Source organism: Pseudomonas sp. R37(2017), assembly GCF_002113375.1.
Classification (GTDB): domain Bacteria; phylum Pseudomonadota; class Gammaproteobacteria; order Pseudomonadales; family Pseudomonadaceae; genus Aquipseudomonas.
The window spans coordinates 289,052-311,044 of the sequence record NZ_NEHO01000003.1 but is presented as its reverse complement, the minus strand read 5'-3'; the positions used below and the strand labels follow the sequence as shown (position 1 = coordinate 311,044).

The 21,993-nt window shown below is 61.0% G+C and carries 20 protein-coding genes and 1 pseudogene; 8 read left to right on the top strand and 13 right to left on the bottom strand.

Features of this window, described 5'->3' with window-relative positions; all coding sequences use genetic code 11:
- Window positions 1–107 precede the first annotated feature (107 nt).
- Window positions 108–1,427: an MFS transporter gene (locus tag CAG47_RS07210; protein WP_085724209.1), complete on the top strand. Its 1,320-nt coding sequence runs from the start codon at window positions 108–110 to the stop codon at window positions 1,425–1,427.
- 154 nt (window positions 1,428–1,581) lie between these two features.
- Complete coding sequence (locus CAG47_RS07205; RefSeq protein ID WP_085724208.1) at window positions 1,582–2,211, top strand: flavin reductase family protein; 630 nt, start codon at window positions 1,582–1,584, stop codon at window positions 2,209–2,211.
- Here CAG47_RS07205 and CAG47_RS07200 read toward each other — a convergent pair whose 3' ends face one another.
- Together CAG47_RS07200 and CAG47_RS07195 are read right to left on the bottom strand one after the other, a co-directional pair.
- Entirely contained in the window at window positions 2,212–2,442 is a 231-nt protein-coding gene (locus tag CAG47_RS07200; RefSeq protein WP_085724207.1) for a hypothetical protein, read from the bottom strand. It lies immediately after the preceding gene.
- 41 nt (window positions 2,443–2,483) lie between these two features.
- A complete protein-coding gene (locus tag CAG47_RS07195) occupies window positions 2,484–2,837 on the bottom strand; it encodes a putative quinol monooxygenase (RefSeq protein WP_085724206.1) in 354 nt (117 codons plus the stop codon).
- Window positions 2,838–3,175: 338 nt separating this feature from the next.
- Between CAG47_RS07195 and CAG47_RS07190 the strand changes: the two genes are divergently transcribed.
- Complete coding sequence (locus CAG47_RS07190) at window positions 3,176–4,105, top strand: AraC family transcriptional regulator (RefSeq protein ID WP_085724205.1); 930 nt, start codon at window positions 3,176–3,178, stop codon at window positions 4,103–4,105.
- Between the two features lie 122 nt (window positions 4,106–4,227).
- Here the strand turns inward: CAG47_RS07190 and CAG47_RS07185 are convergent, their stop codons facing one another.
- The 6 genes and pseudogenes from CAG47_RS07185 to CAG47_RS07160 all read right to left on the bottom strand — a co-directional run bounded on the left by CAG47_RS07185 (window position 4,228) and on the right by CAG47_RS07160 (window position 11,754).
- Window positions 4,228–5,283: an ABC transporter ATP-binding protein gene (locus CAG47_RS07185; protein WP_085724204.1), complete on the bottom strand. Its 1,056-nt coding sequence runs from the start codon at window positions 5,281–5,283 to the stop codon at window positions 4,228–4,230.
- Window positions 5,284–5,301: 18 nt separating this feature from the next.
- On the bottom strand, window positions 5,302–6,147 hold the full coding sequence (locus tag CAG47_RS07180; protein ID WP_085724203.1) for an ABC transporter permease: 846 nt from the start codon (window positions 6,145–6,147) through the stop codon (window positions 5,302–5,304).
- Window positions 6,144–7,052, bottom strand: a pseudogene (locus CAG47_RS07175) (ABC transporter permease). Before CAG47_RS07175 ends, CAG47_RS07180 begins: the two are co-directional and overlap by 4 nt.
- Window positions 7,053–7,246: 194 nt before the next feature.
- Window positions 7,247–8,350 (bottom strand): ABC transporter substrate-binding protein, encoded by a 1,104-nt coding sequence (locus CAG47_RS07170; protein WP_085724202.1) that lies wholly within the window; start codon window positions 8,348–8,350, stop codon window positions 7,247–7,249.
- A gap of 321 nt (window positions 8,351–8,671) precedes the next feature.
- The gene (locus tag CAG47_RS07165) at window positions 8,672–10,120 is read right to left on the bottom strand and encodes an aldehyde dehydrogenase family protein (RefSeq protein WP_085724201.1); all 1,449 of its coding nucleotides are present in this window, start codon (window positions 10,118–10,120) and stop codon (window positions 8,672–8,674) included.
- Window positions 10,117–11,754 carry a 5-guanidino-2-oxopentanoate decarboxylase gene (locus CAG47_RS07160; protein WP_085724200.1) on the bottom strand — a complete coding sequence of 546 codons (1,638 nt, stop codon included), beginning with the start codon at window positions 11,752–11,754 and terminating at the stop codon, window positions 10,117–10,119. Before CAG47_RS07160 ends, CAG47_RS07165 begins: the two co-directional genes overlap by 4 nt.
- Before the next feature lie 159 nt (window positions 11,755–11,913).
- Between CAG47_RS07160 and CAG47_RS07155 the strand changes: the two genes are divergently transcribed.
- On the top strand, window positions 11,914–12,795 hold the full coding sequence (locus CAG47_RS07155) for a LysR substrate-binding domain-containing protein (RefSeq protein WP_085724199.1): 882 nt from the start codon (window positions 11,914–11,916) through the stop codon (window positions 12,793–12,795).
- A gap of 130 nt (window positions 12,796–12,925) precedes the next feature.
- Here the strand turns inward: CAG47_RS07155 and CAG47_RS07150 are convergent, their stop codons facing one another.
- Window positions 12,926–13,540 (bottom strand): NAD(P)-dependent oxidoreductase, encoded by a 615-nt coding sequence (locus CAG47_RS07150; RefSeq protein ID WP_085724198.1) that lies wholly within the window; start codon window positions 13,538–13,540, stop codon window positions 12,926–12,928.
- 33 nt (window positions 13,541–13,573) lie between these two features.
- On the bottom strand, window positions 13,574–14,452 hold the full coding sequence (locus CAG47_RS07145) for an MBL fold metallo-hydrolase (RefSeq protein WP_085724197.1): 879 nt from the start codon (window positions 14,450–14,452) through the stop codon (window positions 13,574–13,576).
- A 238-nt stretch (window positions 14,453–14,690) separates the two neighbouring features.
- On the opposite strand from CAG47_RS07145, the gene CAG47_RS07140 reads away from it, so the two are divergent.
- Both CAG47_RS07140 and CAG47_RS28650 read left to right on the top strand, forming a co-directional pair.
- The gene (locus tag CAG47_RS07140; protein WP_218190672.1) at window positions 14,691–15,596 is read left to right on the top strand and encodes a LysR family transcriptional regulator; all 906 of its coding nucleotides are present in this window, start codon (window positions 14,691–14,693) and stop codon (window positions 15,594–15,596) included.
- A 122-nt stretch (window positions 15,597–15,718) separates the two neighbouring features.
- The gene (locus CAG47_RS28650; RefSeq protein ID WP_007986083.1) at window positions 15,719–15,895 is read left to right on the top strand and encodes a hypothetical protein; all 177 of its coding nucleotides are present in this window, start codon (window positions 15,719–15,721) and stop codon (window positions 15,893–15,895) included.
- A gap of 9 nt (window positions 15,896–15,904) precedes the next feature.
- On the opposite strand, the gene CAG47_RS07130 is transcribed toward CAG47_RS28650, so the two are convergent.
- Window positions 15,905–16,801, bottom strand: a complete 897-nt coding sequence (locus tag CAG47_RS07130) for a helix-turn-helix domain-containing protein (RefSeq protein ID WP_085724195.1) — start codon at window positions 16,799–16,801, stop codon at window positions 15,905–15,907.
- Window positions 16,802–16,991: 190 nt separating this feature from the next.
- Here CAG47_RS07130 and pobA point away from each other — a divergent pair, with 190 nt between their 5' ends.
- Together pobA and CAG47_RS07120 are read left to right on the top strand one after the other, a co-directional pair.
- Window positions 16,992–18,176 (top strand): 4-hydroxybenzoate 3-monooxygenase, encoded by a 1,185-nt coding sequence (gene pobA, locus CAG47_RS07125; protein WP_177408933.1) that lies wholly within the window; start codon window positions 16,992–16,994, stop codon window positions 18,174–18,176.
- A gap of 78 nt (window positions 18,177–18,254) precedes the next feature.
- Complete coding sequence (locus CAG47_RS07120; RefSeq protein WP_085724193.1) at window positions 18,255–19,772, top strand: MDR family MFS transporter; 1,518 nt, start codon at window positions 18,255–18,257, stop codon at window positions 19,770–19,772.
- 158 nt (window positions 19,773–19,930) lie between these two features.
- On the opposite strand, the gene CAG47_RS07115 is transcribed toward CAG47_RS07120, so the two are convergent.
- Window positions 19,931–20,803, bottom strand: a complete 873-nt coding sequence (locus tag CAG47_RS07115) for an ATPase (RefSeq protein WP_085724192.1) — start codon at window positions 20,801–20,803, stop codon at window positions 19,931–19,933.
- 117 nt (window positions 20,804–20,920) lie between these two features.
- On the bottom strand, window positions 20,921–21,913 hold the full coding sequence (locus CAG47_RS07110; RefSeq protein WP_085724191.1) for an NAD(P)-dependent oxidoreductase: 993 nt from the start codon (window positions 21,911–21,913) through the stop codon (window positions 20,921–20,923).
- Window positions 21,914–21,993 lie beyond the last annotated feature (80 nt).

Genomic DNA, 21,993 nt, shown 5'->3' with positions numbered 1-21,993 from the left:
TCACCCCTCTAAACCGGCCCTCTCCCCCTTGGCACAGCTCCTGCTATAGCCCCTGCAGGCTGCGTTTCATCGCGCTCCACAAAAACAATTAAATGAAGGATCCTGCAATGGATAACTCCAACTCCCTGCCGCTTGGGTCGGTTGCCGCACCGGCCAAGGAAAAAAGCACTGCCAGCCGCATCAAATCGATCTTCAGCGGTTCCGTCGGGAACATGGTCGAGTGGTACGACTGGTACGTCTATGCCGCCTTCTCCCTGTACTTCGCCAAGACTTTCTTCCCCAAAGGCGACACCACCGCCCAACTGCTCAACACTGCCGCGATCTTCGCCGTGGGCTTCCTGATGCGTCCGATCGGTGGCTGGCTGATGGGCCTGTATGCCGACAAGGTCGGGCGCAAAAAGGCCCTGATGGCCTCGGTGTACCTGATGTGCTTTGGCTCGCTGCTGATCGCCCTGAGCCCGAGCTATGAAGTCATCGGCATCGGCGCGCCGATCCTGCTGGTGTTCGCGCGCTTGCTGCAGGGCCTGTCGGTGGGTGGCGAATACGGCACCTCCGCCACTTACCTCAGCGAGATGGCGACCAAGGAACGTCGCGGCTTCTACTCCAGCTTCCAGTACGTGACCCTGATCTCCGGCCAGCTCATCGCCCTGGCGGTGTTGATCGTGCTGCAACAATTGCTGACCAGCGAAGAGCTCTACGCCTGGGGCTGGCGCATCCCGTTCGCCATCGGCGCGCTGTGTGCCGTGGTGGCGTTGTACCTGCGTCGCGGCATGGAAGAAACCGAGTCGTTCACCAAAAAAGAGAAGGCCAAGGAAAGCGCCATGCGCACCTTGCTGCGTCACCCCAAGGAGCTGATGACCGTGGTCGGCCTGACCATGGGCGGCACCCTGGCGTTCTACACCTACACCACCTACATGCAGAAATACCTGGTGAACACCGTCGGCATGAGCATTTCCGACTCCACTACCATTTCCGCCGCCACGCTGTTCCTGTTCATGTGCCTGCAACCGGTCATCGGCGGGCTGTCGGATAAAATCGGTCGCCGGCCGATCCTGATTGCCTTCGGCATCCTCGGGACGCTGTTCACCGTGCCGATCCTCACTACCCTGCATACCATCACGACCTGGTGGGGCGCGTTCTTCCTGATCATGGCGGCGCTGATCATCGTCAGCGGCTACACCTCGATCAACGCGGTGGTGAAAGCCGAACTGTTCCCGACCGAAATCCGCGCCCTGGGCGTCGGCCTGCCGTACGCACTGACCGTCTCGATCTTCGGCGGCACCGCTGAATACATCGCGCTGTGGTTCAAGAGCATCGGCATGGAAACGGGTTACTACTGGTACGTGACCGCGTGTATTGCCGTGTCGCTGCTGGTGTACATCACCATGAAAGACACCCGCAAGCATTCGCGGATCGTCACGGACTGACTGCCAAAACCCGCTTCAAAACCTGTAGGAGCGAGTATGCTCCGGGCGGCGTTCCGACGATGGCTGTCCGCCAGTCACCCCTGATGTGACTGACAAACTGCTATCGCGAGCATACTCGCTCCTACAGTGTTCTTCATCCGACTGGAAATCCCCAATGCCCGACGACATCCACTTCTACGAACCCGCCAACGGCCACGGCCTGCCCCACGATCCGTTCAACGCCATCGTCGGCCCGCGCCCCATCGGCTGGATCTCGTCACAGGATGCCGAGGGCCGCTTGAACCTGGCGCCCTACAGTTTCTTCAATGCCTTCAACTACATTCCGCCGATCATTGGGTTTTCCAGTGTCGGGCGCAAAGACAGCCTGAACAACATCGAGCAAACCGGCGAATTCGCCTGGAACCTGGCCACCCGGCCGCTGGCCGAGCAGATGAACCAGAGCTGTGCCATGGTCGGGCCGGAGGTCAACGAATTCGAACTGGCCGGCCTGACGACCGCTGCCTCTAAAGTCATTCAGGTGCCAAGGGTGGCCGAAAGCCCGGTGTCCTTCGAGTGCAAGGTCACGCAGATCATTCAGTTGCAGCGGGCCGATGGCAACGTGGTACCGAGCTGGCTGATCCTCGGCGAAGTGGTCGCCGTGCATATCGCCAAGTGGCTGTTGAAAGACGGGATATACGACACCGCCGCGGCAGAACCGATTCTGCGCGGCGGCGGGCCGGCGGATTACTTCCAGCTGGGGCCTGAGGCGTTGTTCAAGATGTACCGCCCGGGGGCGGTGAAGTGATCACCAGAGCAGGTCGGTGTTTTCCTTGACGTCCTTGAGGTGGGTCAGCTCCTTGGCGGCCGCCAGATCGGCGTCATGGGCGGTCTTGAAAACCTGGCCTTCCAGCACTTTGTGAAAACGCGGGGCGCCGGAACCACCCAGCGCTTTGACGGCGATAGCGGCGTGGTAACCACCCTCACCCGGTATTACAGCGGAAACAGCTTCGAAGTGTTCAAAGGCTTTACGTGCCATGTCGCGAATCCTGGCTGGTTGAGAATGTCGCCATTAAACCCTCAACCGGCCAGTTTGTGTACCGCCGCCCCGGACTGATGCAAGGCCTGCGCCGCCGAGACATCCTTGAACGTGTGGAAATCCAGGCTGTTGACCACCAGTTCCTGCACCAGTTCGGCAAAAATCTCCATCGTCGGCGTGCCGAAGTACGCGGTCATTGCCTGTTGACTGCTCCAGAAGCCGGACACCAACCATAATTGCGGATCGCACTGCGAATGCTGCAAGGCAAAGCTCAGGCAGCCTGGCGCCGCGCGAGACGGTTCGATCAGGGCGCTCAGGCGCAAACCGAGTTCCGCCGAACGCCCGGCGCGCGCTCGAACGAAGGCCATATGACTGACGGGGATCTGCTTGGACATGTTCAACCCTCCCGGGGAGTCGCGTGGCAGCCGGGGACGGGCTGCGACAGGATCAAAGGTTAAGGGCTTCGACGCCGGTCTCGTTAGTCGATTCCTGCTGGCGCGTTGCACAATCCTGCGAAACTGCATGTTCAGCCTGTAACAAGCGGTAAAACCCTGTCACGGTTCTGCCATCTGCGTTTCAAGCAAGTTTTTCAGGCACGAGGCTCTACCATTCACACCGCCGGTCGCCCCCGGGCAGAATCAGGCAAGCATCCGGCAGGATGTGTCTACCGCTGTCACTTGCACAAACATATGCTCTGCACCATTCCTTCCATGCCTTGCCGAGGATGCCGCGCATGTCGTCGCTCGATCACTTTCAAGCCCCGCTGGACACCGACATGGAAAAGCAGCGCGCGGAACTGGCGGCGATCATCCGCCGCAACACCGCCGAAGATGGCAGTTATGCCACGGCCATCGGCTCGCTGTTCATGTCTCGCCATAGCCAGCCCCATGAATTCGCCCCGGTGCTCGCGCAACCGGCGCTGTGCATCATGGCCCAGGGGCGCAAGGAAGTTCAGTTGGCCAACGAGTACTTCAACTACGACCCGTTGAACTACCTGGTGGTCTCGGTTTCGATGCCGTTGAGTGGACGGGTGGTGGATGCCTCGGCCGAAGAGCCGATCCTGGCCTTGCGCCTGGACATCGATCCGGCGGAAATCACTGCCTTGATCGCCGACGCCGGCCCCCTCGGCGTGCCTACCCGGCCGACCGGGCGCGGGCTTTACGTCGAACGGCTCGACACCGCCATGCTCGATGCGGTGCTGCGCCTGGCACGGTTGCTGGACACACCCAAAGACATCGCCATGCTCGCGCCGCTGATTCGCCGCGAGATCCTCTATCGACTGTTGCGCAGCAAACAGGGGCATCGGTTGTATGAAATTGCCATCACCAACAGTCAGAGCCATCGCATCAGCCAGGCGATCAAGTGGCTCAATGGCAATTTTGAACAGCCGTTGCGCATCGATGATCTGGCCAGGGAAGTGAACCTGAGCGTGTCGACGCTGCATCACCGCTTCAAGGCGATGACGGCGATGAGTCCTTTGCAGTATCAGAAGCAGTTGCGCCTGCAGGAAGCGCGACGGTTGATGCTGGCCGAAGGGCTGGAGGCTTCGGCGGCGGGGTATCGGGTCGGCTATGAAAGCCCTTCGCAGTTCAGCCGGGAATACAGCCGGTTGTTCGGGGCGCCGCCGTCAAGGGATCTGGCGCGGTTGCGGTTGTCGGTCTGATCCGGAAGTTGTGTTGGTTGTGCCTGCCTCATCGCGAGCATGCTCGCTCCTACAGTGATCACAAAACCTGTAGGAGCGAGCATGCTCGCGATGAGGCCGGCACAAACACCATCAAGTCCCGATCAGGCCCCCAGCACCCGACAAGCCTCCATCGGCAAGGTCACCGACACCGGATGCCCAACGCCCAGGCCAAAGCCCTGGCACGGCGTGCTCAGCGCGGTGAACGACACTCCGGAACACTCGACGGTGGTCTCGATGGTCGCGCCGATATCGCGCACGAACGTCACCTTGCCCAACAAACGATTACCCGCAGTCGCCTGTGGCGCCGACAGTTGCAGGTCTTCGGGGCGAATCAGCATCTTCACCTTTTCCCCGGCCCCAATGCTGCTGCAGATCGGTACTTGCAGCGCATCGCCCCCAGGCAGGATGACCTTGCCGTTGCCCAGGACAGTGGCCGGGAAGATGTTGCCAGAGCCGATGAAATCCGCGACGAACTCGTTGGCCGGATGGCGGTAGATTTCAATCGGCGTGCCCACCTGCTGAATCCGATGTTCACCCAGCACGACCACGATATCGGCCATGGTCATGGCCTCACGCTGGTCGTGGGTCACCATGATGGTGGTGATGTTCAGACGTTGTTGCAGTTGACGGATTTCCACCTGCATCGATTCGCGCAGTTTGGCATCCAGTGCCGACAACGGTTCGTCGAGCAGGAGGATCTTCGGGTGCGAGGCAATCGCCCGGGCAATCGCCACGCGCTGGCGCTGGCCACCGGACAGCTTGGCCACCGGGCGATTGATCATCGGTTGCAGCTGGATCAGTTCCAGCAACTCCACCACCCGCGCCTGCTGGTCGGCCTTGCTGACCCCGCGCAGTTTCAGTGGGTAGGCGATGTTCTCGCCCACGGTCATGTGCGGGAACAGGGCCAGGGACTGGAACACCATGCCGAAGTTGCGCAGGTGCGCCGGGGTGTTGCCGATGTCTTCGCCGTCCAGGCGAATCTCGCCGCCGGTCAGGGTTTCAAGGCCGGCGATCATGCGCAGCAAGGTGGTTTTGCCACAGCCCGAAGGGCCGAGGAAACACACCAGCTTGCCCTCGGGCAAATGCAGGTTTACATCGGTTACCGCGCAGGCCGAGCCGTAATGTTTCTCGACGTTTTCCAGAATCAGACCAGACATATGAAGCACCTCAAGAAATCAGAACGAAACGCCACCTTCACCAACCAGTTTTTCGAGCGCCCAGATCAGGACGAAGTCGATCAACACAATCAGCACGGCAAACGAAAATACGGTGGGGTCGAGCGAAGACACGGTGCGGCTGTACATCCAGATCGGCACGGTCATCACATCGATGGTGTAGAGGAAGTAAGTCACGGTGAACTCGTTGAACGAGACGATGAACGCCAGCAGCATGCCCGCCAGGATCCCCGACTTCATCAACGGCACCACCACATCGACAATCGCCCGCAACGGTGAAGCACCGAGCATTTGCGCGGCCTCTTCGACTTCGCTGCCGATCGAGAGCATCGCCGCCGTGCAGTTCTTGATCACGAACGGCAACGCGAGGATCACGTGGGCAATCACCAGGCGCGAAGTGGTCATGTGGAACGGCAGGCTGTCGAACACCAGCAGCAACGCCAGGCCCAACACTACCATCGGGAACACCAGGGGCAACGACATCAGTTGCAGCGCCACGGCCTTGCCACGGAACTCGCAACGGGTCAGCGCGTAGGCTGCCGGCACCGCGATGATCGTGGCGAAGATCATGGTCAGGCACGACACCAGCAGGCTGGTGGTCATGGCCTGGCCGAGGCTCAGGACATCACTGGCATCCGGCGACACGAAGGTGTGCCAGGCGGCCTTGTACCATTGCAGGCTGTAGCTGCTCGGCGGGAAGTCGAGGTTCGACGCGCCGCTGAACGACATCACGATCATGGTCAGGATCGGCAGCACCGCCAACAGCAGGATGAAGCCCGAAAGGATGCCGGCAAACCTGCCGGTATCACCCGGCAACAACTGGCGCTTCTTGATCAGGGTACTCATTGCGAAGCCTCCAGCATGCGGCGACGACGGCCAGTGATGTATTCGGACAAGGTCATGATCGCCAGGGTGGTCACGATCAGCACCACACCGGCAGCGGATGCGGCGGGCCAATTCATCAGCGGGGCGATCTGGTCATGCACCATCACCGCCAGCATCGGCACGCGCCGACCACCGAGCAGCAACGGCACCACGAAACTGCTGGCGTTGTAGGCGAACACCAGGGTCGCTCCGGTAATGATCCCCGGCAGGCTCATCGGCAAGACCACCTGGCGGAACACCTGCAAGCGGCTGGCGCCGAGGGTGGCGGCAGCTTCTTCGTAGCTGCGGGCGACGCCGCGCATGGCGCTGGCAATCGGCAACACGGCCAGCGGGAAGGCGGTTTGCACCAGGCCCATCAACACGCCGTTCTGGTTGTACAACAGCATGATCGGGCGACTGATCAGGCCCAGTCCCATCAGGGTCTGGTTAAGCATGCCACCGGGACCGAGGATCACCAGCCAGCCGTAGCTTTGCAGCAGCAGGTTGACCAGCAATGGCAGCAACACCGCCGCCAGGAAGATCCGCCGCACCAATGGCGAGGTCAGGCGCGACATGGTGTAGGCCACCGGGATCGCCAGCATCACGGCGATCACCGCGCTGATCAGCGCCAGGCGCAGGGTCAGCACCAGCGATTTGAGGTAATAGGGTTCCAGCAACTGGGCGTAGCTGGCCAGGCTGAACCCGGACTATTCCGCGCCTTTGGTGCCCACGCTCATGCGCAGTACCAGGAGGCTCGCGGCAATCAATACGCCAAGAAACAGCATCGACGGCGAGAGGAAAAACCAGGCGCGCGTCGTGGGTGAAACACCCTGAGCTACGCGCACGGGAGCGGCACTCACCGGATGGGTCAGAGGTTGGTGTTCCATAGCAAAGGGTCTCGTCAATGGAAAGCGGCTGACAGACACAAGACCTCCAGACGCATCGGCCCCTTGTGGGAGCGAGCCTGCTCGCGAAAGCGGTGTGTCAGTCACATCTTTACCGAATGTGCTGACGCATTCGCGAGCAGGCTCGCTCCCACAGGGGATCTTCAGTGTTTGAAGATCCTGTGTTCGTCACTCGATCAGGAAGAAAAGATTTCCGTGTAACGACGAATCCATTGGTCATGCACAGTCGCCAGGAAGGCGTTGTCGTGCATGATCGCCTTCTCGGCAATCTGCTCCGGCGTGAGGATGTACGGGCTCTTGCGTGCTTCGGCGGAAATGATCGCCTTGGCGTTGACCGGGCCGTTGTAGATGTCTTCAGCCATCTTGCCCTGTACCAGCGGGTCCAGAGAGTGGTTGATGAAGGCATAGGCCAGGTCGGTATCGCCAGGACGGTTCTTCGGCATCACCGACAGCATCAGGTCGGTGTAGAAACCTTCCTTCATGCCGAACGTGGCGCCCAGGCCGTAGTTCGGATCGCGGATCTGTTTCGGGAAGAAGGCTGGCGCGTACAGGCCGCCCATGTCCAGGGAACCGGTGCGGAACAGTTCGGCGATCTGGTTCGGGTTTTCACCCAGGGTCACCACACGATCCTTCAGCTCGGCGAGTTTCCTGAAGCCAGGCTCGATGTTGTGCTCGTCACCGCCGGCCAGTTTGGCGGCGATGATGATCAGGTCCATGGCCTCGGTCCAGTTCGGCGGCGGCAGGAAGATGTTCGGTGCCAGGTCGGCGTCCCACAGGGAAGCGTAGCTGGTTGGCGCTTCCTTCTGGGTGCGGGTGCTGTAGACCAGGCTGTTGCACCACAGCAGGTAACCGATACCGTGGCCATTGGCGCCGGTGCGGTATTTTTCCGGTACATCGACCAGGTTGGGGATGCGGTTGAGGTCGGGTTTTTCCAACAGGTTGGCGGCGGCCAGACCTTCGGCACCGACGCCGGCCAGGGTGATGACGTCGTACTGCGGACGATCGCCGCCGGCCTTGAGTTTGGCGACCATTTCCGAGGTACTGCCGGTGCGGTCAGCGATGACCTTGCAGCCGTACTTGTCTTCGAAAGTCGCAGCAATGTTGCGCAGTGCAGCCAGGCCGGTATCGTCGGACCAGGTCAGCAAACGCAGGGTCTTGCCGGCAAAGCGTGTATCACTGGCATTGGCCTTGATGAACGGCATGCTCATCGCCGCTGCCGCTACCGAGGCTACGCCTACGGTCTTGATGAATTGACGTCTGTTCAGATCATGCTCGCCCATTACGGACTCCCTTTGTTTTTGTAGGTATGAGGCAGGTCGAAACTGTTGCATCCGCATCACTTGATCAGCGTTGGCCCCTCTGTTTTCGGGGGTTGGCTGAACCAGTGAGTTAATCCTGAGGTCGCTTAAAACCCCTGACTATCGATAAAAACTCATTGAAGCCATGACACCAGCGCATGCCTCCCTGTGCCTGTAGGAGCGAGCAAGCTCGCGATGGACGTCAGCGATAACGTGGGGCGTCAGACAGCCCGTGTCGTCCTTGCGCCCATCGCGAGCGTGCCGCAAGCGGGCACTCGCTCCTACAGGAGTACAGGAGGGGTGTCATACGGCTCGAACCACGTGTTTGATTTCCTGGAAAGCCTGCAAGCCCCACGGCCCCAACTCACGGCCGATACTGCTCTGCTTGTAGCCACCCCAGGCGGTCTGCGGGAAGATCACCTGCGGCGCGTTGATCCACACCAGCCCCGCCTGCAAAGCATTGGCGACGCGGTCAGCGGTCTGTGCATTGCGCGTCACCACGCTGGCCACCAGGCCGAACTGACTATCGTTGGCCAGGGCAATCGCCTCGGCTTCAGAGGTGAAACGGCGCACGCAGATCACCGGGCCGAAAATCTCTTCATTCCACAGCGCACTGTCGAGGGGCACTTCGGTGAAAACCGTCGGCTGCAAGAAATATCCGCGCGGCAGGTCGGCCGGGCGATTGCCGCCGCACACCAGCCTGGCACCGGCACTCAAGCCGCGATCGATGTGGCCGAGCACGCGCTGGTATTGCGCCTGATTGACCAGTGCGCCCATTTCCACATTCGGGTCAAACGGGTCGGCCACGCGAATGGCTTCGGCACGCGCCTTCACGCGGCCGAGGAACTCATCGGCCAACTCATCGGCGACCAGCACGCGACTGGTGGCGGAGCACATCTGCCCGGCGTTGAAGAAACCGCCGCCGCATGCCACTTCCACCGCCAGGTCGAGATCGGCATCGGCCAGCACCAGCAGCGAAGATTTGCCGCCCAGTTCCAGGCTCACGCCCTTGACGGACTCTGCCGCACGCTGCATGACCTGCACGCCGACCGCATTGCTGCCGGTGAACGACACCTTGGCAATGCGCGGATCTGCCGACAGCGGCGCACCAACGGCCAGACCGGTGCCGCACACCAGGTTGAACACCCCCGCCGGCACGCCGGCCTGGGCGATGATTGCCGCCAGTTCCAGCTCCGGCAGCGGCGTCACTTCCGAAGGCTTGAGCACCACGCAGCAACCGGCGGCCAGGGCCGGGGCGAGTTTCCACGCGGTGGTGACCATCGGGAAGTTCCACGGCACGATCAGGCCGACCACACCGCACGGCTCGCGGCGCAAACGAGCGCTGAAGTCGTCAGTCGGCAGCTCAACGGCGCTGTCCTGTTTCGCATCCAGCCCTTCGGCAAGGCCGGCGTAGTACTCGAACGTGGCGATCACGTCATCGACGTCGATCGCCGCTTCAAACTGCGGCTTGCCGTTGTTGCTCGACTGCAGGTACATCAGTTTTTCACGGTGGGCCTGCACGCCCGCGGCGATTTTGCGCAGGATTGCAGCGCGTTCGGCACCGGTGGTTTTCGACCAGTCGGCGAACGCCTGGGTTGCCGCGCTCACCGCTTGATCGACAGCGCGCTCGTCGCCGCCATTGACCGTGGTCAACAGGGCTTCGGTCGCCGGGTTGATCACCCGCAGGTGTTCGTTACCGGCCGACCATTGGCCGTTGATGTAGAGGCCGTCCAAGGTAGTCGGGAAAGTCATTTCGACACCGCCTTCATCCACACGGCCTGATCGATTTCAATCAGGGTCGGGCCTTGGCGATCCGCCGCCATGCGCAATGCGCCGCGCAGTTGCTCGACACTGTCGATCGCTTCGGCAGCGCAGCCCAATGCCTTGGCCACACCGATGAAGTCCGGGGTGTAGATGTCCACGCCGACCGGCTCGATGGCGCGGTTGACCATGTATTTCTTGATCTCTTCGTAGCCCTGGTTATTCCACAGCAGCACGATGACCGGAGTGCGCGCTTCAACGGCGCTGGCCAGTTCCGACAGGGTGAACTGCAGGCCACCATCGCCGATCAGGCACATCACTGGCGGGCGAGTACCGTTTTCAGCACTGCCGCCAAGCCACGCGCCAATCGCCGCCGGCAAGGCGTAACCGAGGGTGCCGTAACCGGTGGACGAGTTGAACCAGCGACGCGGGCGCTCCGGGTTGAACGTCAGGTTGCCGGTGTACACAGGCTGGGTCGAGTCGCCGACGAACACCGCATCCGGCAGTTCGTGCAGCACGGTTTCGAGGAATCGGGTCTGGGCCAGGGTCGGTGCATCCCAAGTGGTGGCCAGCTCTTCACGCAAACGAGCGGCACGTACCTGGCCCCAATCGTTGCGGCGCTCGGCCAGGGATTTGTGCGACAGGGCGCTGAGCAAGGCCTGGGCGGCGTTGCGCGAGTCGGCCACCAGTGCCACGTGCGGTGGGTAGTTGCGCACGGTCTGGTCCGGATCGATGTCCACGCGCAGCAGTTGGCCTGGAATCTCGAAGCCACCGGCGAAGGTCACGTCATAGTCGGTCTCGGCCAGTTCGGTGCCGATGGCCAGGACCACATCGGCCTCGGCGACCAGCGCGCGGGTGGCGACCAGGCTCTGGGTCGAACCGATCAGCAGCGGGTGGCCGGAGGCGAGCATGCCCTTGGCATTGATGGTCAGCGCTACCGGCGCGTCCAGCAGTTCGGCCAGCGCAGTCAGTTCGGCAGCGGCATCGATGGCACCACCACCGGCGAGGATCAGCGGACGCTTGGCGGCGGCCAGCAAATCGGTCATGCGCGACACGGCACTCGGCGAAGCACCGGCGCGGTCGATGTTGACCGGCAGGCTGGCGAGCAATTCGTCAGCGTCTTCGACCAATACGTCCAGCGGAATTTCAATGTGCACCGGACGCGGACGGCCAGCCTGGAACAATGCAAAGGCGCGAGCCAACACGCCCGGCAATTCCGACGCCGACATCAGGGTGTGAGAGAACGCCGCGACACCGGAGCACAGTGCGCCCTGGTTCGGCAGTTCATGCAACTTGCCGCGACCGCCGCCCAATTGACTGCGCGATTGCACGCTGGAGATCACCAGCATCGGGATCGAGTCGGCGTAGGCCTGGCCCATGGCGGTGGTGATGTTGGTCATGCCAGGGCCGGTGATGATGAAGCACACCCCCGGCTTGCCGCTGGTGCGCGCATAGCCGTCGGCCATGAAGCCGGCGCCTTGTTCATGGCGCGGCGTGACGTGGTTGATGCTCGAACGGGCCAGCCCGCGATACAGCTCCACGGTATGCACCCCCGGAATGCCGAACACCTGCTCGACTCCGTAGTTTTCGAGTAACTTGACCAATACTTCGCCGCACGTCGCCATGTCTTTGCCCTTCTTGTTCGTTTGAGACACCGGGCATGCGCTGTGTTTATGATGGATTCGCAGGCCCGGGAATGGCCTCATTGGAACGGGCGACAGGTAGTCGCAACAATGGATAAAAAGTCATACTAGCCATGTCCTCACGTCATACCTTGGATCCCAATGAAACGACTGCCTCCCCTGCCGGCGCTGCACACTTTTCTGATTACCGCGCAGTGCTGCAACTTCACCCGGGCTGCCGAACAACTGCACATCACCCAGGGCGCGGTCAGCCGACAGATCGCCGGTCTGGAAGATCATCTGGGTTATGAACTGTTCATTCGCCAGGCCCGAGGCCTGGACCTGACGGCCGAAGGACGAGAGTGGCTGCCACGGGTGCAGCAGATTTTCGGCCTGATCGACGAGGCGGTGGAACAGATCGGCGAGAAGCGCGAAACCCTGCAACTCAAGGCACCGACCTGCGTCATGCGCTGGTTGCTGCCGCGTCTGCTGCAATGGCAAAGGGAGCGCCCGGACGTGCCGGTGGAACTGACCACCACGGTCAAGCACGGCGTGGATTTTCATCGCGAGCAGTTCGATGCGGCAGTGATGTACGGCACACCGCCTGACGATTCATTGATGTCGCAAAAACTCTTCGATGAACAACTCACGCCGGTGTGCTCCAGGCCCATGCTCGAAGGCCCCATGCCTCTGCAGACCCCTGCCGATCTGCAACGACACCTGCTATTGCACCCGACCCGCGATGAACGGGACTGGAAAGCCTGGTTGAAAGCGGCGGATGTACAGCTGACGAATGTCGGCAAGGGCCAGCATTTCGAAACACTGGACCTGGCGATGTCGATGGCGTCCCAGGGAACGGGGGTGGCGATTGGCGATTGGTCGCTGATCGGCGACGACCTGAACGCCGGGCGGCTGGTCATGCCATTCGAACTGAAGGTGACAACGGGATTGGCGTATTACCTGGTGTTCCCCGAAAAACCCGGACCTTCGCCGAAGTTGCGTGAATTGATGGGCTGGCTGGTGGAGCAGGCGCAGAGTCGGTAACCCTGTAGGAGCGAGCATGCTCGCGATGCAAGACCAGGCACCGCGGGGCGTCAGGCAGCCCGCGTTATCGTTGACGACCATCGCGAGCATGCCGCAAGCGGGCACCCGCTCCTACAGGAGATCAGGGACCTCAATACCCGACTGCAAACCGCTGCCGCGAATGCTTCGGTGCTTCCACTTCGTCGAGCATCGCGATCGCGTAGTCGGCAAAGGTAATCCAGCTGCGCCCTTCGCTGCTCACCAGCAAATCATCCTTGCCGATGCGGAACTTGCCGGTGCGTTCACCTTCGACAAACTCCGCCGATGGCGACAGAAAAGTCCAGTCCAGTTCCTTTTCCTGATGCAGGCTACCCAGGAACTCGGCACCGGCACCGGCCTCTGCCTTGTACTCGGCCGGGAAGCCCTTGCTATCGATCACCCGAGTGCCGTCCGGCAACAACAACGAGCCGGCACCGCCTACTACCAGCAGGCGCTTGACCCCGGCCTTCTTCACCGGCCCGACCACGGCACTGGCTGGCAGGGTGGCGAAATGCGCCGCGCTGATCACCACATCATGACCGGCGACGGCTGCTTGCAAGGCGGCAGCATCAAGGGCATCGACATTCTTGCTGACCACACCTTCACGCTGATCGATCTTCGATGTATCGCGGGCGATGGCAGTGACGCTGTGGCCGCGACGCAAGGCCTCTTCCAGCAATTGGCTGCCGGCACGACCGGTGGCCCCGATGATTGCGATTTTGCTCATGACATTCTCCTACGGATTGGGTAGCTCAATGGGTTACCACTTCATCTCGCCCTTCGCGACCTTGGCGCTCAGCTCCAGGGAGCTCTCGTCACCCAGGGTCGGGAAGCGTTTTTTCATCGCGGCGATCAGTGCCGCAGAATCCCTGGCCTTGGCGGTTTCTTCGTCGAAGGCCTTGATGTAGTCGGCGGTGAACTGCACAGAGGCCAAAGAACCCGTGCTGTCACCCAGGTAATGACCCGGCACCACGGTCTGCGGTTTCAGGGTTTCAATGGAATGCAGCGTGGTCAACCAATCGGCATGGGACTGCGCAGTTTGTGTATCAGCCATCCACAGGTGAATGTTCTGCGCCACCACGACACCACCGACTACCGCCTTGATCGACGGAATCCACACAAAGCTGCGATCCGGCTGTGGGCCATCAAGACCAATCACCTGCAACTTCTGCCCTTCAAGGATCAGGCTGTCGCCCTTGAGCACGCCCGGCACGATGGTTTTTGCCGGCACGTCGGTACCCATTTTCGGCCCCCAGAAGGCCAGTTTGCCGTCGACGGTTCGCTTGATGTGGTCAACGGTCGGCTGCGAAGCGAGGACCTTGGCCTTGGGGAATGCGGTCGTCAGGGTATCGAGGCCGAAGTAGTAGTCCGGGTCACCGTGGCTGATGTAGATGGTGGTCAGTTGCTTGCCGCTGGCGCGGATTTTTTCCACCACCTGTTCGGCCTGGGATTTGCCGAACTGCGCGTCCACCAGGATCGCTTCTTTTTCGCCACTGACCAGCACCGAGGTCACTGGAAAAATGGCTTTCTCGCCGGGGTTGTAGACATCCAGGGTCAGCGTTGACGCGCTGGCGTGGGCGGCGAAAGTGAGGGTGGCCGTAGCCAGCAAAATGCGCTTGAGAGAAATGAGTCCGATCATCTGTTGCTCCGTAGTCAAATAACACCGTCCCTCCCCCTGTAGGAGCGAGCAAGCTCGCGATGGTCGTGAACGATAACGCTGGCCCCCTGACACCCTGAAACCCAGCGGTGTTCTCAGGTCCATCGCGAGCGTGCTCGCTCCTACAGGGTAGAGGGAGAATGAGGTAGAGCTTAGTTGCCTGACTCAGTACAAAAAATGCGATGCTTGAACATAGTTTGTTTCTGAAAACGGGCAAATCATGGATCGTCTTCAAGCAATGCGTGTGTTCGTCACGGTGGTCGATCTCGGCAGCCAGTCAGCCGCCGCCGATCATCTGGAGCTGTCACGGCCGGTGGTGTCGCGCTATCTGGCGGAACTGGAAAACTGGGTCGGCGCGCGCCTGATGCACCGCACCACGCGCAAGTTGAGCCTGACCGCCGCGGGCAACGAGATCCTTCCGCGCTGCCGGCAAATGCTCGACTTGTCCACCGATATGCAAGCCGCCGTCAGTGAGCCGGACGACGCACCGCGCGGGCTGTTGCGGATCAGTGTCAGCACCTCCTTCGGCCAGGCGCAACTGGCCGATGCCATGGCTGCGTACGTCAGGCGCTACCCCGGCGTCAGCATTGACATGCAGATGCTCGACCGCACCGTGAACCTGGTGGATGAACGCATCGACCTGGCGATCCGCACCAGCAACGACCTGGACCCGAACCTGATCGCCCGCCGCCTGACGGTCTGCCGCTCGGTGATCTGCGCCTCCCCTGCTTACTTGCGCGAGCACCCGGTGCCGCAACGGGTCGAGGATCTGAGCCTGCACAATTGCCTGACCCATTCCTACTTCGGCAAAAGCCTCTGGCATTTCGAGCAGGACGGCGAGCAGGTTTCAGTGCCGGTGCAGGGCAACATCAGCGCCAATGAAACCGGCACGTTGTTGCGCGCCACGATCGCCGGCGCCGGGGTGGCGATGCTGCCCACCTACCAGGCCGGCGTACATATCCACAGCGGCGAGTTGATTCGCCTGTTGCCGGCGGCCGAGCCCCGGCAAATGAACGTGTATGCGGTGTATGCCTCGCGCAAGCACATGCCGGCGGCGTTGCGCAGCTTGCTGGATTTTCTGGTGCTCAGATTTCCGGAGGAACCTGAGTGGGATGTGGGCCTTTGACCCAGCTACAAGCTACAAGATCAAAGCACCTGCTTGCAGCTTGAAACTTGAAGCTTGCAGCTGCCATCGAGTGACCTATGCTCAAAGTAATACCGAAAGGTATTCGTTCAGAGGTCAACGCCATGAACATCAGAACAAGAAGGTACCTCGCGATTTTCATCACCTGCGCGGTCACGCTCGGACTGTATGGCGCTGCCGCCTGGCGCGTCGAGCAACTGCGCAACCTGCCCCGTGAATACGCGAGCTGCAACTTCGAGCGCTGCATTCCCCACAACGCGACCCTCAACGCCCTACGGTAACGAAGGGGGTCAGGCTTCGTTGCCCTGATCGGCCTTCAAGCGGTCGCGGAACGCCTTTGGCGAAATCCCCACGCGACGCCGGAACAGGCGTGTGAAGTTGGTCGGATCGGAAAACCCCAACACGTCGGACATTTCATAGATGGTCATGCTGGTGTAGGTCAGCAAACGCTTGGCCTCCAGCAATTGCCGTTCATGCATGATCTGCAACGCCGGTTGCCCGGCCAGCTCACGACAGGTGCCGTTGAGGTGGGACACGGAAATCCCCAGCCGATGAGCCAGGTCCTCGACCTTGACGTGCTGGCGATAGGTCTCTTCCACCAGTTGAATAAAACCGTTCAGGTATTCCCTGGCCCGCTGCGGTCGTGCCAGGGCGGTGCGACGCTGGATCACCTGACGACTGATCCACACCACGATCACACTGACCAGAGAGTGCATGAGCATTTCCCGCGCCGGTTGATGGCTGTTGTATTCGTTCTGCAACGCACTGAACAGGCTGTTGAGGTACTCGGCATCCTTGCCGGCCGGGTAGCTTTCGGACTGGGCCAGGGCATTGACCGAGTGCCCCAGTTGCATCTGCAGGTGGGCGATCAGCGGCGCGGCCAGGGTCACGACAAAGCCTTCCACGTCTTCGCAAAAGCGAAAGCCGTGCACCGACAACGGTGGCAGGATCTGGATGGCCGGTTCCACCAGTTGCGTTCGCTTGCCTTCGATTTCAAGCTCTGCCTGACCTTTGAATACGAAGAGCAACTGGCACAAATCCGCGTGGCGGTGAGGTTTGATTTCCCAATGATGTTCGCGGCTGCGTTTGGAAATGGTTTCACAGTGCAGCAAGTCCGGGGTCGGCCAATCCAGGCTTTCACCGTAGAGCTTGAACACCGGAATCGAAGGCAGGTCAGGCTTGTTCATCACTTCAATCCAGGCCTCGGAGTAGATGACGGGCGATAATCGCACCGATTGGCAGAATGTACAGCTATCGGCTCAGTTTTCACCTTCAATTGACAGACCCGCAAGGGAAAAATGCAAGCACTCGATCCATAAAAATCAATCACCGGCCCTGGCCGTGTGAAGCTTGCGAGTCATAAAAACAATGAAAACGCTGAAAACCCAGGTCGCCATCATTGGCGCCGGCCCTTCCGGCCTGTTGCTCGGCCAACTGCTGCACAACGCCGGCATCGACACTCTCATACTCGAACGCCAGACCCCGGACTATGTACTCGGCCGAATCCGCGCCGGCGTGCTTGAACAAGGCATGGTAGAGCTGTTGCGCCAGGCCGGCGTGAGTCAGCGCATGGACGCCGAGGGACTGGTGCATGATGGCTTCGAACTGGCCCTCGACGGACGCCGGGTCCACATCGATCTGCACGCCCTGACGGGTGGCAAGACCGTGATGATCTACGGCCAGACCGAAGTCACCCGCGACTTGATGTCCGCTCGTCGGGAGGCTGGCGCGCAGACGATTTATCAAGCCGAGAACGTCGTTCCCCACGGCATGAAAACCGATGAAGCCTTTGTCACTTTTGAGAAAGACGGCGAACGCTATCGCCTCGATTGCGACTACATCGCCGGTTGCGACGGCTTCCATGGCGTGGCGCGACAATCGATTCCCGCCGACAGCCTGAAAGTCTTCGAACGGATCTATCCGTTCGGTTGGCTCGGGATCCTCGCCGATACCCCGCCGGTCCACGAAGAACTGGTCTATGCCCGCCATGAGCGCGGTTTTGCCCTGTGCAGCATGCGCTCGCCGACCCGCACCCGTTACTACCTGCAAGTACCCACCAGCGATCATGTAGACAACTGGTCGGATCAACGTTTCTGGGACGAACTCAAGTTGCGTTTGCCCCAAGCGCTGGCAGACAAACTGGTCACTGGCCCGTCCATCGAAAAAAGCATCGCGCCACTGCGCAGCTTCGTGGTCGAACCGATGCAATACGGGCGCATGTTCCTGGTCGGCGATGCGGCGCACATCGTCCCGCCCACCGGCGCCAAGGGCCTGAACCTGGCGGCCAGTGACGTCAGCACGCTGTTCAACATCCTGCTCAAGGTTTATCGCGAAGATCGCCTTGATCTGCTGGAGAAGTACTCGCAAATCTGCCTGCGCCGAGTGTGGAAGGCCGAGCGGTTTTCCTGGTGGATGACTTCGATGCTGCACCGCTTCGATGAGCACGATGCCTTCAGCCAGCGCATTGCCGAATCGGAACTGGAGTACTTCATCGACTCCGAGGCGGGTCGCAAGACCATTGCGGAAAATTACGTAGGACTTCCCTACGAGGCTATCGAATAGCTTGCTATCGATCTAAACTGGCGAGCATCCCCGCTCGCCTTGCCTCGTGCGGGTCCATCACTGCCCGCAGGTTTTCCCGTGACCAATCTCCACCAGCCTCAAACCTCCAAACCCGCCATCCGCAGCGTGCTGATCGCGCTGATGCTGGCGATCTTTCTCGGGGCGCTGGACCAGACCATCGTCGCCGTTTCGATGCCGGCCATTTCCGCGCAGTTCAAGGACGTCAGCCTGCTGGCCTGGGTGATTTCCGGCTACATGGTGGCCATGACCGTGGCGGTGCCGATCTACGGCAAGCTGGGCGACCTGTACGGGCGGCGCAAGCTGATGCTGTTCGGCATGGGCCTGTTCACCCTGGCCTCGGTGTTCTGCGGCATGGCCCAGAGCATGGAGCAACTGGTGCTGGCGCGGGTCTTCCAGGGCATCGGGGCCGGCGGAATGATCTCGGTGAGTCAGGCGATCATCGGTGACATCGTGCCGCCACGGGAACGCGGTCGGTATCAAGGCTATTTCAGCAGCATGTATGCCGTGGCCAGCGTGGCCGGCCCGGTGCTGGGCGGCTACATGACCGAATACCTGTCCTGGCGCTGGGTGTTCCTGATCAACCTGCCGCTGGGCCTGGGCGCCTGGCTGGTAGCCTGGCGCACGCTGGTGGGCCTGCCGATTCCGCAACGCAAGCCGATCATCGATTACCTGGGCACCGTGCTGATGATCATCGGCCTGACCGCTTTGTTGCTGGGCATCACCCAGGTCGGTCAGGGCCATTCGTGGCGAAGTGTCGAAGTGCTGGCGTTGCTCGCTTGTGCAGTGCTCGTTCTGGGGCTGTTCGTCGCCCATGAGCGGCGGGCACGGGAGCCATTGCTGCCGATGCATCTGTTCGCCAACCGCCATGCGATCCTGTGCTGGTGCACGATCTTCTTCACCAGTTTCCAGGCCATCTCGCTGATCGTACTGATGCCCTTGCGCTTCCAGAGCGTGACCGGTGCCGGTGCCGACAGCGCCGCCCTGCACCTGCTGCCGTTGGCCATGGGCCTGCCGATTGGCGCGTATTTCGCTGGCCGGCGCACGTCCGTGACCGGGCGCTACAAGCCGATGATCCTCACCGGCGCTGCACTGATGCCCATTGCGATCATGGGCATGGCGTTCAGCCCACCGCAGTCTTTCATCGTGAGTAGCCTGTTCATGCTGCTCTGCGGGATCTCCTCCGGCATGCAGTTCCCCACTTCATTGGTGGGTACGCAGAACGCCGTGGACCAGCGGGATATCGGAGTGGCCACCAGCACCACCAATCTGTTTCGTTCGTTGGGGGGCGCGGTCGGCGTGGCATTGATGTCGGCGCTGCTGCTGGCGCTGTTGCAGGATTCGAGTTTCGCCCACCTGGCCGGCTCGTCGCTGATGGCCGAAGGCAGTTCGGGGAATGTGTTGCTCGATGGCTTGAACGCCGCGCCAGGTGATGCACAAAACGCTTTGCGCGCCGAGTTGTTGTTGACGTTCCGGCATTTGCTGACGGTCAGTGCGCTGGTGTCGTTGCTGGGGTTGGCGGCGGCGGTTGCCATGCCGAACATGTTGCTGCGCGGACGCGAGGACAAGGTTCGCTAGGTAGACCGCGTTGCCTGTATTCGTCGGAACGCCGCCCGGAGCAGGCTCGCTCCCACATTGGATCTCCAGTCATTGCAGAATTTGTGCACGCCAGAGATCACTGTGGGAGATGATCTTGTGTGGCGATGGAGCCAGCTCCCTCGCCACAAATACCTGGATTACTGCTTGGCGCGCAGTTGCTGCTGAAGGTTCTGGATCTGCGCCTGGAGGGTATTGATGTTGCGGGTGACCTGGCTGCGGAATGCGTCGAACTCGGCTGTGTTGGTCGAGCCCTGAGCGGAAGCCGGACGGTTATCCTGCACGCTTTTGACCACGATCATGTCTTGCTCGAGACGCTCGATGGCAGCGCTCGGGTTGCCTTGCTTCTTCAGCGCGGTGATATCGGCGCCCAGGCTCTTGAGCTGTGCATCGATCTTTTCCGAGTCGGACGGGGCATTTTTCAGCGCAGCCAATTCAGCGTTCAAGGCTTTGACCTCGGCCTGTAACTGCGTATTGGCCGCCTGGTGTTCGGCGCCCTGCGCTGTCAACTGCACCAGGCGTTTGTCCACCTCGGCGGTTTGCGTGGTCATTTGTGCCAGACGCTTGTCCAGCTCCGAGGCTTGGCCGACAACCCCTTGCTGCTGAGCGCCCTGGTCGTGGAGTTTGCTTTCCAGCTGGCGGATTTGCAGCTTCAGGGCTTCGCTGTCGGTGGTGACACTGGTCTGGCTGGCCACAACCTTGCCGGAAATATCCTGCAGGCGCCCGGCCGCTTCCTCGCTGATCCGGGCGAAACTTTCCTGGGTCGCCACCAGTTGCTGTTCCATCAGAGAAATCTGCTGGAAGCTCCACCAGGCCAGGCCCGCGAACGCAAAGAACAAGGCCCCGACCAACGCCCACAGAGGTCCGGTGCTCGCCGCCTTGACCTTTACCACCGGCGCCGTGCGCGGATGCACTACCGAGCGGATCGTGGGTGGAAAATCGTCATCGAGAACGTCTGCACGCAGGCTCGGTACATCGTCGAAGTCGTCGTTGGCATCGTTACGCATGGACATTGGATCAACCTTAATGAATCACATAATGGCGTTATGCCGCGCAGTATAAACCCCACAGCCATAACCATTGACCCTGAGGTCCCGTTTCCGGTTCAGTAAGGGGCCGTTGTTCGAGCATCAGCGAACATCCTGGGCCTTCCACCAGCCGCAGAATTCATCGAGGGCCGCCCAGAGACTGACTTTGGGATCGTAGTCCAGATAATGCCGGGCGCGGCTGATGTCCAGTGTGAAATTTTTGTTCATGACCTGCATGCCCAGGCGCGACAGTGTCGGCTCGGGGCGCCCCGGCCACAACTTGCACACACCCTCGTTCAACGCCGCCACACCGTAGGCCAGGCCGTAGGAACGATGGCGGGTGACCTGTGGGACTTCCATTTTGCGCATGACGTAATTGACCACGTCCCACAACGGAACCGGCGTGCCGTTGCTGATGTTGTAAACCTTGCCCAGCGCAGAACCGCTGGCCAGCAAACTGCTGAGCAACGCCTCGTTGAGGTTTTGCGCGCTGGTGAAATCGACTTTGTTCAGACCGTTGCCGATGATTGCCAAGCGCCCTTTGCGTTGCATGTTCAACAGGCGCGGGAAGATGCTCATGTCGCCAGCCCCGGTGACGAAACGCGGGCGCAGGGCCAGGGTTTCGAGGCCGAACTCCTGGGCACCGAAGACTTTTTGCTCGGCCAGGTACTTGGTGGCGGCGTAAGGGTGCCTGAAGCGCTTGGGCACCTGCTCTTCGGTCAGGCCAAGATGATCGCGACCATCGAAATAGATCGAGGGTGACGATAAATGGACCAGCCGCCGAACCCGTTGCTTCAGGCAGGCCTCGACCACGTTCTCGGTGACCTGGACGTTGCCCTGATGGAAGTCCTGATAACGTCCCCATAAACCGACTGCACCGGCGCAATGCACCACGGCCTCGACGTCCGAACACAATTCGCGCGCCAGTTCCGGATCGCTCAAATCCCCCTGGATGAACTCGGCGCCCCGGCGCACCAGATGCTCCACACTCTCGGCCCGGCGACCGTTGACCCGCACGTCCAGGCCCTGCTCCAGGGCAAAACGCGCAAAGCGCCCGCCAATGAAGCCGCTTGCGCCGGTAACCAGAATCTTCATGAATTGCTCCTACAGATGCAGCTACAAGCTTCAAGCTACGAGCTGCAAGTTAAATCGAGTGCGCAAGCGCTTCACTTGCG